Origin of the sequence: Thermomonospora cellulosilytica (assembly GCF_014138835.1) — a bacterium.
Classification (GTDB): Bacteria; Actinomycetota; Actinomycetes; order Streptosporangiales; family Streptosporangiaceae; genus Thermomonospora; species Thermomonospora amylolytica.
On the sequence record NZ_JACJII010000001.1, the window covers coordinates 4,855,901 to 4,868,564 of the forward strand.

General features: G+C 71.8%; 13 protein-coding genes. All 13 read right to left on the reverse strand.

Annotation, left to right across the window (positions count from 1 at the left end; translation table 11 throughout):
- Window positions 1–511: 511 nt before the first annotated feature.
- The 13 genes from HNR21_RS22690 to HNR21_RS22750 all read right to left on the reverse strand — a co-directional run bounded on the left by HNR21_RS22690 (window position 512) and on the right by HNR21_RS22750 (window position 12,619).
- On the reverse strand, window positions 512–1,222 hold the full coding sequence (locus HNR21_RS22690) for a shikimate kinase (protein WP_182706768.1): 711 nt from the start codon (window positions 1,220–1,222) through the stop codon (window positions 512–514).
- Between the two features lie 213 nt (window positions 1,223–1,435).
- Window positions 1,436–1,939, reverse strand: coding sequence for an FBP domain-containing protein (locus HNR21_RS22695; protein ID WP_182706769.1), 504 nt, complete (start codon window positions 1,937–1,939; stop codon window positions 1,436–1,438).
- A gap of 257 nt (window positions 1,940–2,196) precedes the next feature.
- Window positions 2,197–3,354: an RNA polymerase sigma factor gene (locus HNR21_RS22700; RefSeq protein ID WP_182706770.1), complete on the reverse strand. Its 1,158-nt coding sequence runs from the start codon at window positions 3,352–3,354 to the stop codon at window positions 2,197–2,199.
- Between the two features lie 6 nt (window positions 3,355–3,360).
- A complete protein-coding gene (locus tag HNR21_RS22705) occupies window positions 3,361–3,768 on the reverse strand; it encodes a YciI family protein (protein ID WP_220500260.1) in 408 nt (135 codons plus the stop codon).
- Window positions 3,769–3,871: 103 nt separating this feature from the next.
- On the reverse strand, window positions 3,872–4,369 hold the full coding sequence (locus HNR21_RS22710; protein WP_182706772.1) for a pyridoxamine 5'-phosphate oxidase family protein: 498 nt from the start codon (window positions 4,367–4,369) through the stop codon (window positions 3,872–3,874).
- A gap of 793 nt (window positions 4,370–5,162) precedes the next feature.
- Window positions 5,163–6,218, reverse strand: a complete 1,056-nt coding sequence (locus HNR21_RS22715) for a Gfo/Idh/MocA family oxidoreductase (RefSeq protein WP_182706773.1) — start codon at window positions 6,216–6,218, stop codon at window positions 5,163–5,165.
- Window positions 6,219–6,244: 26 nt separating this feature from the next.
- Entirely contained in the window at window positions 6,245–7,234 is a 990-nt protein-coding gene (locus HNR21_RS22720) for a helix-turn-helix transcriptional regulator (RefSeq protein WP_182706774.1), read from the reverse strand.
- Window positions 7,235–7,255: 21 nt separating this feature from the next.
- Window positions 7,256–8,503, reverse strand: a complete 1,248-nt coding sequence (locus HNR21_RS22725) for an isochorismate synthase (RefSeq protein ID WP_182706775.1) — start codon at window positions 8,501–8,503, stop codon at window positions 7,256–7,258.
- Window positions 8,504–8,534: 31 nt separating this feature from the next.
- Window positions 8,535–9,221, reverse strand: a complete 687-nt coding sequence (locus HNR21_RS22730) for a spermine/spermidine synthase domain-containing protein (protein ID WP_182706776.1) — start codon at window positions 9,219–9,221, stop codon at window positions 8,535–8,537.
- Between the two features lie 125 nt (window positions 9,222–9,346).
- Window positions 9,347–9,883, reverse strand: coding sequence for a DUF2867 domain-containing protein (locus tag HNR21_RS22735; RefSeq protein WP_312881178.1), 537 nt, complete (start codon window positions 9,881–9,883; stop codon window positions 9,347–9,349).
- Window positions 9,884–10,009: 126 nt separating this feature from the next.
- The gene (locus HNR21_RS22740) at window positions 10,010–11,320 is read right to left on the reverse strand and encodes an FAD-binding oxidoreductase (protein WP_182706777.1); all 1,311 of its coding nucleotides are present in this window, start codon (window positions 11,318–11,320) and stop codon (window positions 10,010–10,012) included.
- 202 nt (window positions 11,321–11,522) lie between these two features.
- On the reverse strand, window positions 11,523–11,945 hold the full coding sequence (locus tag HNR21_RS22745) for a DUF4267 domain-containing protein (protein WP_182706778.1): 423 nt from the start codon (window positions 11,943–11,945) through the stop codon (window positions 11,523–11,525).
- A 35-nt stretch (window positions 11,946–11,980) separates the two neighbouring features.
- Window positions 11,981–12,619: a hemerythrin domain-containing protein gene (locus HNR21_RS22750; RefSeq protein ID WP_182706779.1), complete on the reverse strand. Its 639-nt coding sequence runs from the start codon at window positions 12,617–12,619 to the stop codon at window positions 11,981–11,983.
- Between the last annotated feature and the right edge of the window lie 45 nt (window positions 12,620–12,664).

Here is a 12,664-nt window from a genome sequence, read left to right on the forward strand (position 1 = left end):
CGCCGGGCTCTACGCGGCCCCCTTACACGGGGCTGGCGCGCCTCGCGGCACTGCTGCTCGACGAGCCGGCCAGGTGCTCCGGGAGCTGATGCTGCTCCGGCCTCCACGATCCCGCCCGGCGGGACCTTCTCCGACTTGACGCCGCGGCTTCGGGCATTGCCGCGTCGACCGGCCTACGGGCCGCAGTGATCCCCGAAAACGATCGGCCGCTCCGCGCGTCCCCCCAGCGGTTCGACGTCCCCACGCGACCCGATCGTCGACAACGGCACACGCATCTCGCGACCCCCCATTTCCGGCCTCGGCCGACGATTCTGCGGCACGACCCGGGTCTTGCCGCAAGCCCCCCGGTGCGCTATACATTGAGAGTGGAAAGGAATGACATTCTCCTTTCCACTCATCGTCCACTGCGGACGGACGACCTCCCCCTCGCGAAAACGGCGGCACGCCGCGTACGGCGATACCGCCGGCCCAGGAGAACGGCCCAGCCATACCTGCGCCGGGGGATCACACGTCAGGGATTCGCCGGTGGCTGCGGCCACGTCGTGATCGCCTGGTTCTCAAGGCCGAACACCGCGGAGACCCGCCGTGCGAGATCCTCCTCAGTGACCGTGGAATCCACCCTGAACCCGTGGAGGCCCAGGCGCCGGGTCCGCTCGGCGATCCGGTCGGTGAACAGCGCGTCGCGCTGGAGCAGGTTCCGCAGCGCCCGCCGCGGGTCGCCGGTCTTGGCGATGAATCCCCATGCCGGGCCGCCACGGCCGTCGAACACCGCCTGACGGAACCGGGGGGTCGCCAGCAGCCACACGGCGTGGCCCACCTCGGTGAGCAGGGGTTGGACGAGGTCGGGCAGCAGCCGGAATCCCTCGGCGACCACCGGCCGGTCGGCGGGGAGGGCGAGAAGGTCTTCGATGATCAGGTCGAATCCCTCGCCGCGGAACCAGTGGAAGGTCTCGAGCATCTCGCGCGGGCTTCTGGCCACCCACCGCTCGTCCATGTCCATGGCGGCGAACTCGCCCAGGTAAGGAGCCTGTTCCGCGGACATGCGGCGGGCGTGGTCGGGCATGACCGCGTCGGTGTCGTACAGGCGCATCCCATACCGGTCGGCGATGCGCCGGGCGATGGTGGATTTCCCGGATCCGCTGCCGCCGCCGATCCAGTAGACGTGGCGCAACCGCTCCCGCCAAACGTCGGGGGAAGTCCCCTCGTACGGTGCAGAGTGCATTCGTCGGCTCCTGTCGAGTGGGCGCGCGGCCGTACCCAAGATGAGCATTCATTTGCTGGCGCGGGCGGCGGCCTCCAGCCGCCGGTGGTCTCCTGGGCATCGACCCTCATCCGGTGGACGACCACCGTGACGTGGGCCTGCCGGGCTTGGTCCGGCACGTCACACGCGCGGCTCGCGGTCGAGGGCCTGACGCCGGCCCTGCGCACCCGCTGATCAGGCGACGACCGAGGTGACGAAGGCGTCCAGGTTGGCCCTGATGCGCGCGATCTTCTCCGCTAGGGGGACACCGTCGTCGTGGCCGTCGCCCAGCAGGGTCTGCTTCTTGCCCCGCACGTAAAGGGAGCAGGCCAGGTCGGTGCACAGGTACCGCCCGACGGTGTTGCCCTGCTTGCCGGCCTCGCCGCTGCGCCGCGCGCTCATCAACGCGACACCGCCGCCGGTGTGCACGGTCTGGCAGAACGAGCACAGGCTGGTCGAGTTGAATCCGCGTGCCTTGCCGGGCGCGGACGCGAGTCGCAGCGCGATCCCGGTGAGCCGGTCGCCCGTCTCGGCGACCAGGTAGGTGCGGTCGGGGGCCTTGGGATCTCGCCAGCCGAGGAAGTCGAGGTCGTCCCAGGGTGACTGGGCGAAGTCCTTGGGGAGGTTGAGGCGCTTGGCGTCGCCCTTGGAGCAGTTGACGAAGCAGGACCGCAGGTCGCGTTCGGTAATCGCTCGCATGGGGTGCGAGCCTAGGTTCGCGTTCGCGGCACGGGCAAAGGGTTATCGGGCCGGGACCGAAACCGCCTTGCCCCAGGCCGGGACGCTCCTGGACTGGCCTGTATCGCGCCGAGTCGTTTGGTCTTGCGGACGATGTCGCGGCGCCGAGCCTCCGCCGGCGCCGGCTCGCGGGCCGATCCAACCAGCCGGGACCGGCCGCCGGTCTCCTCCAGCGGGTCACCGTGGAGGTAGGTGGTGCGCCCGTCATCCGTGGCCGGTCACGTCGCGGTTCCACCGCGCAGCTGCGCGTTGAGCCGGGCGGCCTGGCGCGTGAGGTGGTCGAGTTCGGGGATGTTGGGCGCCGACCGGGCGGCTTCGGCGTAGAGCCGTGCCGCGGTCGCCAGGTCACCGTCCCGCTCGTGCAGGTACGCCGCGGCGGCGGCGTAGCGGGGCAGCGAGGGGTCGAGGTCGGCCAGGGCGGCCAGCCCGGCCCGCGGGCCGTCGGCCTCGCCGACCGCGACGGCCCGGTTGAGGCGGGCCACCGGGTTGCCGGTGAGGCGCACGAGTTCGTCGTACCACTCGACGATCTGGACCCAGTCGGTCTCCTCCGCCGTCCGGGCGTCGGCGTGGAGCGCGGCGATGGCGGCCTGGGCCTGGAATTCGCCGAGCCGGTCGCGGGCGAGGGCCGCCTGGAGAATGTCCACGCCCTCGGCGATCAGGCAGGTGTCCCACAGGCTCCGGTCCTGCTCGGCGAGAGACACGAGCCTGCCGTCGGGACCGGTCCGTGCCGGGCGCCGCGCGTGGTGGAGCAGCATGAGCGCCAGCAGGCCGGCCACCTCCTCATGCTCGGTCTTCGCCGCCAGCTGGCGGGTGAGCCGGATCGCCTCGGCGGCGAGGTCGACGTCGCCGGAGTAGCCCTCGTTGAAGACGAGGTAGAGCACGCGCAGCACCGTGGCGACGTCACCGGGCTGGTTGAACCGGACGGACGAGACGGTCCGCTTGGCCCGGCTGATGCGCTGGGCCATGGTCGCCTCCGGCACGAGGTAGGCCTGCGCGATCTGGCGCGTGGTCAGGCCGCCGACCGCGCGCAGCGTGAGCGCGACCGCCGAGGCCGGCGTCAGGGACGGGTGCGCGCACAGAAAGTACAGCTGGAGCGTGTCGTCCACCGCCTCGCCGGGGCCGGGGGCGGGCTCGCCCTCGACGAGCTCCTCGCGGCGCCGCCGGGAGCTGTCGGCGCGGGCGGCGTCGAGGAACTTGCGCCAGGCCACCGTGACCAGCCAGCCCTTGGCGTCCCGCGGCGGATCGTCCGCCCACACGCGCAGGGCCTCGACCAGGGCTTCCTGCACGGCGTCCTCGGCCGCCGCGAAGTCGGCTCCGCGGCGGACCAGAACGCCGATCACCGTGGGCGTGAGAGTCCGTAGCAGGGCCTCGTCCACCGTGCGTCACTCCGTGATGGTCGGGGGCGGGGTCAGGAACGGGCGCACCTCGAGCCACTCGTGGATCGGCCTCCCACCGGCGCCCGGGGCGGCGGACAGCTCGGCGGCCAGCTCGAGCGCCCGTTCGCGGGTCTCGACGTCGATCACCATCCAGCCGGCGATCAGGTCCTTGGTCTCGGCGAACGGGCCGTCGGTGACCGGCGGCCGTCCCTCGCCGCCGTAGCGGACGAACGTGCCCTCGGGGGAGAGCGCCTGGGCGTCGACGAACTCGCCCGTCTCTTCCAGGCGGTGCGCGAAATCCTCCATGTACTTCACGTGCGCCGAGATCTCCTCCGGCGTCCACTGGTCCATCGGCACGTCGTTGGCCGGTGCCGGGGCGCCGCGGTAGTGCTTGAGCAGCAGGTACTTGGCCATCATGATCTCCTTGGTGGGTACGGCCCATTGTGGCCGCGTTCAGTGCTGGGACGGGGCGGGGTACGGATTCTCGACATTCCGCCGGAGCGTTTCCGGGCGGATTTCAGGCGCGTGCACGCTCTTCCCGCCGGCGGACCAGTTCCTCGACCGCGCTCGGCAGCGTCGTCTCGAAGTCGATCAGCTTCGCCCACGTCGGGGTCACGACGATCCGGACCATGCCGTCGTAGAGCGAGCGGACCTCGGCCTCCCACTCGGCCCGCTGCTCGGGCGTCATCTGGTAGCTGCCGTTCATCTGCAGGTACTCGTCCGGGATGCCCTCGACGAGGTCCAGCTCGGCCCGGCCGCGGATGAGCAGGATCTTCGGCGGGTGTACCTCGGTGTCGATGGTCAGGGCGACCATCGGGTTCGCGCGCAGGGACCGGAGCTTCGGCGCGTTCGTCGAGGTGCACATGACGATCTCCGCGCCGTTCCAGGTGAACGCGATCGGGATGTTGCGCGGTGTGCCGTCCGTGGCGACGTAGGCCAGGCGGGTCAGGTCGCGGGCCAGCAGCTCCTGGCTGAGCGGCCGGTTCAGGATCTCGGTGATCTCGTTCTGGTCCATGGTCGTTCCTCCGTCGGCCGGGCGGCCCGTCGCGGCCGCCGATGTCCCTGGGACGGAGCCCGCCGGTCGTTCTCGACATCCCGAGCGCACCGATTTTGGGAAGGCCTACGCCGGCGCGACGTCCATACCCCTCGGCCAGGACATCAAAGACCTCGGCGAACAGGTCGTAGAACGCGCCGTCCGGTGCCAGGGCCCGGGACAGGTGCTCGTGCGCCGTTGCGGCGTCCCGCCAGAGCAGGGTCGCCGGGCGGTGTAGCCGAAATCGCCGCGCAGGCAGTCGCCGAAGCAGCCGCCCGGCCCGTTCACCGCCTCGCCGAGCGCCAGGTAGAGGCCGGGAACGTCAGTGATGCGCCGGCCGTCGAGCACATAGGCGTGACCAGGTGGCCGGTCACGGTGGACGCGCCGGCAGGCCCGTTCCCGGACGAGATCATGCCGGCCCCATGGCACTGCGCCACAGCCCAGACGCCGACAGTCACCTGGCTACCAGCACGACTACCGCCAATTCCTGCACTCAGCCCCCTCTGGGGGAGGGGGAGATGCCGCATCTCAGGCTGCGGTGTCCTTCTGCCGTATTCCGACTGGGGCCCTATTTCGGTCGTCTCGGGGGAGCGCAGGCCGAGAGACCGTCGAGAGGACCGACCGGGTCGGGGGAGGGCCTCTGTCTCGGCGGTGGCGGTCGCCCAGGGTGGGCTGTGGCAGCCGTTCACCGCCGAGCAGACGCCGTCTCCTCTGAGGCGGTACGACCCGTCGGCACCATGAGAAGCTTAATGATCTACATTGTAAAGGGTCGCGGTTATTCGCCTTCAAGATCAACAAGATCGACGGAATCAGCGGAGCGGAAGGCCGCCTCGATGACTTCCAGGCCGGTGATGGCGTCGGCCATGGTGACGGGTGGGGGTGCCTCGCCGCGTAGGGCTTGGGCTGTGGCGATGTAGAAGTCCTGGTAGCCGCCCGGTTCTGTGGGGACTGGGCGGGTGTCGCCGGGGGTGCCGAGGTGCCCGTACTGGGACGGCGGTGTCAGCCCCCAGTTTTCGTCGAGCGGGGTGCGGCCTGCGCGGAGCGCGTCCTCCTGGCCGTCCATGCCGTGGGTGACGTAGGAGGCGCGGTCGCCCAGGGCGCGGAAGCGGGGGCCGAGGTCGGCGGCGGTGGCGCTCATCCACAGGTGGGTGCGAGTGCCGCCAGGGTGGTGGAGGGCGACGAAGGCGTCGTCGTGGGTGAGGGCGCCGGGGCGGCGGATGTCGAGTTCGGCGTAGACGCGGGTGGGGCGGCCGAAGAGGGCGATGGCCTGGTCGATGAGGTGGGAGCCGAGGTCGTAGAGGATGCTTCCGGCGTCGGCGGGGTCGGCGCTTTCCTTCCAGCCGGGTTTGACGGTGGGGCGCCAGCGTTCGAAGCGGGATTCGAGGCGCTGGACGTGGCCGAGGGCGCCGTCGGCGATGAGGCGGCGGAGGGTGCGGAAGTCGCCGTCCCAGCGGCGGTTGTGGTACGGGATGGCGGCCAGTCCGCGTTCGGCGGCGAGGTCGGCGATGCCGCGGGCCTGGTCGGCGGTGACGGCGACGGGTTTGTCGATGACGACGGGCAGGCCGGCGTCGAGGGCGGCGCGGGCGAGGGGGAGGTGGTGGCGGTTGGGGGCGGTGATGACGGCGAGGTCGTAGGCGTCGGCGTCGTCCCAGAGCCGGTCGGGGGTGGGGATGATCGTGGTGTCCGGGTGGCGGGTGCGGGCGGCCTGCTGTCGTTCGGGGTTGCCGGTGACGACGGCGGCCAGGGTGAGGTCGGGTACGGCCTCGATGAGGGGGGCGTGGAAGAACGCTCCGCCGGTGCCGTAGCCGATGAGTGCGACGCGTAGTGCCATGTCCTCGATCATCGTCGGTGGGGTGGTCAGGGTTGGTCGGGGGGTGGGGGGTAGAGGCGGGCGAGGGCGTGGGCGGTGGCGGCGAGGGTGCGGCGTAGTTCGGGGGGTTCGAGGACTTCGACGTCGGCGCCGAGTTTGAGGAATTCAGTGATGGCGTGCCGGATGGATTCGGTGGGGATGGTGACGGTTGTCCAGCCGTCGGGGTCGGGGGTGGCGGTCTCGTCGCAGGCGGCGCGGGCCATGACGGGTGGGAGGAGGTGCTGGGCGCGTTCGCGGCCTCGGGGGGAGAGGCGGACGGTGGCGGTGTCGCGGTAGGAGTCGGTTTCGAAGCGTTCGGCCCAGTCCTGCCAGTAGACGGCGAGGTCGAAGCCGTCGGGTGGGGTGAAGTGGTCGGGGAGGACGGTGAGGTCGAGGATGCGGGCGACGCGGTAGGTGCGGGTGCGGTCGTCTGCGTGGGCGATGAGGTACCAGCGGCCGGCTTTGAGGACGAGGCCGAGGGGGCCGAGGGTGCGGGTGACTTCGTGGGGGTGCCGCCAGCGCTGGTAGCGGATGTGGATGCGGCGGCGGTCCCAGACGGCTTGGGCGGCGGTGGCGAGGTGGGGTGTGTGGTCGGGGTGGTGGAACCAGCCGCGGGTGTCGAGGTGGAAGCGTTCGCGGATGCGTTCGGCGCGGGTGCGCAGGTCGGGTGGGAGGGCGGCGAGGAGTTTGAGCTGGGCGGTGGCCAGGTCGGCGCCGAGGCCGAGTTCGGTGGCGGGGCCGGGCATGCCGGTGAGGAAGAGGGTGTGGGCTTCGCCGGTGGTGAGGCCGGTGAGGCGGGTGCGCCAGCCGTCGAGGAGGCGGTAGCCGCCGTCGGGGCCGCGGTCGGCGTAGACGGGGACGCCGGCGGCCGAGAGGGCGTCGATGTCGCGGTAGACGGTGCGCAGGGAGACGCCGAGTTCGGCGGCGAGCTGGCGGGCGGTGAGGCGTCCGCGGTTCTGCAGCAGGAGCAGGAGGGTCAGGAGGCGGTCGGCGCGCACGTGGTCAAGGATGGCGCGGGTTCAGCCTTGGAGGGCTTCGCGCATGGGGCGGAATTTGGCCTGGGCTTCGGCGAGTTCGGCGGCGGGGTCGGAGTCGGCGACGATGCCGCAGCCGGCGAAGAGGCGGGCGCGGGTGGGGTCGGCGGGGTCGAGTTCGGCGCAGCGCAGGGCGATGCCCCATTCGCCGTCGCCGGTGGCGTCGATCCAGCCGACGGGGCCGGCGTAGCGGCCGCGGTCCATGGCTTCGAGTTCGCGGATGAGGTCGAGGGCGGGGCCGGTGGGGGTGCCGCAGACGGCGGGGGTGGGGTGGAGGGCGGCGAGGACGTCGAGGACGGAGCGTTCTTTGTCGAGGGTGCCGTGGACGGGGCTGGCGAGGTGGATGACGTTGGGGAGGGTGAGGATCTCGGGTTGGTGGGGGACGTGGAGGTCGGCGCAGAGGGGGGTGAGGGCGTCGCGGACCATGTCGGCGGCGTAGGCGTGTTCGCGGCGGTCTTTGGGGGAGTTCAGGAGGCGTTGGGCGCGGGCGTGGTCGTCTGCGGGGGTGGCGCCGCGGGGGAGGGTGCCGGCGAGGACGAGGGAGTCGATGTGGTCGCCGGTGCGGCGGATGAGGAGTTCGGGGGTGGCGCCGATGAGTCCGTCGACGGCGAAGGTGAAGCAGGCGGGGTAGCGGGTGGTGAGGCGGTCGAGGAGGACGCGGGGGTCGATGGGCTGGGCGGCCTGGACGGTGAGGTCGCGGGCGAGGACGGTTTTGCCGAGGCGGCCGTGGCGGATGCGCTGGACGGCGGTGGCGACGGCGTGCTGCCAGGCGGGGGCGGTGAGGGTGCCGTCGCTCCAGCGCAGGCCGGTGGGGGGTGTGGGGGGGTGGGCGAGGGTGAGGGGGTCGCCGGTGGGTTCGCCGATGGTGGTGAGCCAGGCGTGGCCGTCGCGGCGGCCGAGGATGTGGCGGGGGACGATGAGGACGGAGCCGGGGGCGGCGGGGTCGAAGGTGAAGCTGCCGAAGGCGACGGGGCCGGTGCCGGGGAGGCCGAGGGGGTCGTCGATGTGGGCGGTGGTGAAGAGGTCGTCGAGCCAGGCGCGGGCTCGGGTGAAGCGGTCGGGTCCGCCGGGGATGGTGGTGCGGGCGGCCTGGCCCCAGGCGACGATGCCTTCGCCGTGGTGGATCCAGGCGAGGGCGTCGGGGTGGGGGAGGCGGGCCGGCAGGTCGCCGGGGTCGGGGACCGGGACGGTGCGGACGGTCAGTGGTGGGGGAGAGTCCACTGCGGGCTTCACGGGGTCCACTGTACGGGAGAGTTGAACCCGTTCAAAAGATGTGCGGTGTGGTGTGGGCCACGGGGTGGTGTGCCAGGTAGATGACGTCGGGTGGGCCGTGCCGGGTGGGGACGGTGCGGGTGGTGACGTGGGTGAAGCGGGCGCGGAGGCGGTGTTCGAAGGCGGGTGAGGGGGCGGCGCTCCAGACGGCGAGGGTGCCGTGGGGGGACAGGCGGGCGGCGGCGAGGTCGAGTCCTTGGGGGTGGTAGAGGCGGGCGTTGTCGTCGGTGACGGTCCAGTCGGGGCCGTTGTCGGTGTCGATGCAGATGGCGTCGTAGGTGTCGGTGGTGGTGTGCAGCCAGGTGTGCAGGTCGGCCTGGTGGAGGTGGACGCGGGGGTCGTTGAGGGCGTCGTCGTGGTGGTGGCGCAGGTGGGTGCGGTTCCAGGTGATGACGGCGGGTTCGCGTTCGATGACGGTGATGGTGCCGGCGGCGGGGTGGCGGGTGGCGGCGTGGAGGGTGAAGCCGACGCCGAGGCCGCCGATGAGGACGGCGGCGGGTGGGGTGTGGTGGTCGAGGGCGGCGGTGACCAGGAGGCGTTCGGAGGTGCCGTCGCGGGTGTCCATGAGGAAGACGCCGTTGCTGATGATCTCGTGGTGGGGGCCGGTGCGGCGCAGGACGAGTTCACCGGTGGTGCCGTGGACCCGGTCGACGGTGACCGTTTGGTGTGCGGCGTCCATGTGGGGTGAGGGTAGCGGGGTGGGCGCGGGCCTTCGAGGGGGCTGGGCGCGGGGGGCGTTGTCCGCCCAGGGGTTCGGGCCGGCGCTCGGGTGCCGAGACGGTGATCCCCGGTGGCTGGGGGATGTCAGATGGTGCGGTCGGTCCTGTCGAGCAGGCGGGCGCGGTCTCGCCAGGCGCGTTCCCACTGGCGGGTCAGTGCCGGGTAGATGATCAGGTGGCGGAATGGCGCGATGAAGGCCATGTAGAGCCGTCCGAACAGTCCGTTGGGTTTGACCAGGGCCGCCATGCGCAGTTCGTATTCGCCGTCGCCGGTCGCCGCCCAGCCCAGGTGCATGATGTCGTGGACGGTCTTGTTGGCCAGTTCGCGGGCGGCCTCGTTGCCGAGCTGGTACGCCTCGGTGAACGGGTCGGTGCAGGGGGTGGCGTCGTCCGCGGTCTTGGCGAGGTCGGGTGGGAGGCGGTCACGCAGCGAGGCGACCCGGCCGCCCAGGCCCGCCTGGGGAGTGTCCCAGCCGAGCAGGGCGCCGAGCTTCCAGCGCACCGCGAACAGGAGGCGGACCGCGAAGGGCTCCTTTCGGGTGTCGTAGGCCGCCTTCAGCGCGTCGAGCATCACGGGGAAGTCGTCGGCTCCGACCTCCGGGAACGGAAGACCGGCCCACACGTCGTCGAGCAGGGCCCGGGGTCTGGGTGTGCCCTTCACAGCGCTCGCGGCGACATCTGTCACGCGGGTTCGGCGCGGCCCCGCCGCCCCGGTGGGCAAAGGGGCCGTGACCTGCTGGGAACCGATCTATCCGAGCACCGGGTAGTTCGCGCGGAACACGTTGTGCGGGTCACGGGCCCGCTTGATCTCCCGCAGCCGCGCGAGCGCGCTGCCGGAGAAGGACTTCGCCGCCGTGTCACCGGGGGACAGCACGGTGTACGGCTTGCGGCCGCTGATGTAGGCCTCCAGGTCGGCCGCGACCTCGGCCTGCTTGGCGCGCGTCGCGTCGGCCGCGTGCGGCAGGCCGAGACCCAGCAGGCCGAGCAGGTACGGCTCAGCCACCGCGCCGCCGGCACCGGCCCCGCCGCCCGGCTCGGCGAGCGCCCCGCCCAGGTGCCTGATCTGCACGTTGATGAGCGGTTCGACCGGCTTGGCCAGCAGGAGCTCCACCGCGTCCGCGTCCAGGCCGGTGAGCAGTTCCGCACGAGCGATGGACGGGGCCGGATCGCTGGGCTCGGCGGCGATGTCACCCAGGTCGGCGACCGGGACGACGCCGCGGCTGTCGGAGATCGCGCCCTCGATCTTGTCGATGCGCGCCAGCAGGTCCTCCCCCTGAGCCGCCTCACCCAGGTAGGCCAGATCCAGCGTCACCATCGGCGGCGCGCCGGGGGGCTGGAGTCGGTTGATCCAGACACTGAGTTCACGCGGCGCCTCGGCGGTGATCTCCAGGAACGCGTCGTACACCTCCCTGGTCCGGTGCTCCGGCCAGATCACGCGCCCGCCGTACAGGACCGGCGCGGGATACAGCTCGAGTTCGAGGGCGGTCACCACCGCGAAGTCCCCGCCACCGCCGCGCAGCGCCCAGAACAGCTCGGGATCGGACTCGGCGGTCACCCGGCCCGGCTCGCCATCGGCGTCGACGATGTCGATGGCCCGCACGCTGTCGGAGGCGAAGCCGTACTTGCGGCTGAACCAGCCGACCCCACCGCCCAGGGTGTAGCCGGTCACGCTGATCCCCGGCGCGCTGCCGGACAGGCCGGTCAGACCCAGCGGTCCGGCCGCCGCCAGCACCTGCCCCCACTTCACGCCCGCGCCCACCCGGACCACGCGCTCCTCCGCGCGTACCTCCACCTCGTTCAGCAGGCCGGTGCGCAACAGGATCAGGCCCTCCACATCACCCGAGGCGCCATGCCCGCTCGGCTGCGCGGTCACCGTCATACCCGTCCGCCGTGCGTAACGCACGAGCGCCGCCACGTCATCGGCGTCCGCGGCCTCGGCCACGGCCGCCACGGGCTGCCCGACGGTCAGATTCCACGCGGTGGCCGCCTGTTCGAAGCCGTCGTCGTCGGCCAGGAGCACGCGCCCTTTGAGGACACCGCGCAGATCGTTGATCGTCATCGTCGTCTCCCTTTTCGAGTTCTCAGAAAATGCGAAGGAATACCGTGCTGCACCACGGGAAGGACGGCGCCCGGACCGGCCGGACAAGGAGCACGCCGAAACCTCGATGCCGGCCCTGCACCTGTGGTGGTCTGCGCTGGTGCACGTCAACACGCTGCTGCTTCGGCAAGTTCTCGGGCCGCCCCTTCGGGGCGTGCAGACGTCAGGCGGGCTGCGCCGCGGCCTCCTGGGCCTTGCGGGCCTTGCTGGTCTCGCGGAGGATCAGCAGGCCGGTGATCGCGATCAGTGCCGAGGTCAGGCCGTGGACGCCGAACGCGGCGGCCATGGAGCCGTGGTGGGCCAGGACGGTGATCATGTCGCCGAACGGGGCGACGGCCACCATCAGCAGGACCCAGCCCAGGGCGCGGCGGTGGCCCGTCACCAGCAGGACGCCCATGGCCAGGCCCATCGCGTTTTCGCGGTTGCCCTTCACGTTGAGGAAGCCGCCGCCGTCGCCAGAGGGCCAGTTCGGCAGGCCGAAGCCCGGGGCCTGCGTCTCCGGGATCAGGACGAAGGAGATCCCGAGGTAGAAGGTGAACAGGACGACGGCGGTGGCCAGGACGGTGTTGATGTTCTTCAGCGACATGGTTCTTCTCCTTCGATGGTCGGACCGGGCGGGTTTCAGCCGCGGACGCGGCGGATGTGGCGGGCGTAGCGGGGGCGGCCGATGAGGTGCCAGATGACGCGGGCCGGGGCGGGAAGGCCGCGCAGGACGAGGGCGCGCTCGGCCGGGTCGGCGTCTTCCAGGACGGCGCCGAAGAGCGTGAGCAGAGTGGGCTTGGGGGTGTTGTTGACCAGGTGGTCGCCCAGGGAGGCCCACTCCTGCTCGGTGATGTGCTCGGCCGCGAGCGGCAGGAGGGTGGCCTCCTCGTCGTCGAGGTGTTCCAGCAGGACCACGCGATGCTCGGACAGGGCCGCCACGAGTGCGTCGCGTTCGTCGGCCCCGGCGGTGGCCTCCCAGGCGGGGACCGCGGCGTCCAGCCTGGTCAGGGTGGCCGCGACCCGTTCGTGCTGGGCCTCCATGCGCAGCACGATGTCGGCCTCCAGGTCCACCCGGGACAGCAGCGGCGGCCACAGCAGCTCGTCCTCGCCCTCGTGATGGCGGTGCAGGCCCAGCCGGTAGACGCGGAAGTGGTCGCCGATCACCTTGGCGCGGGCGGTGTCACCCGGGGCGACGGCCGCGACGAGTTCCACCAGCAGCCGTGACTCGCGGCGGAAGGCGCGGTGGACGATCTTCATGTCCTGGGTGTTGACGCTCATCTGTTCCCGCCCTTCATCGGTTGCGACGTGTTCAGGCTGCTCCCG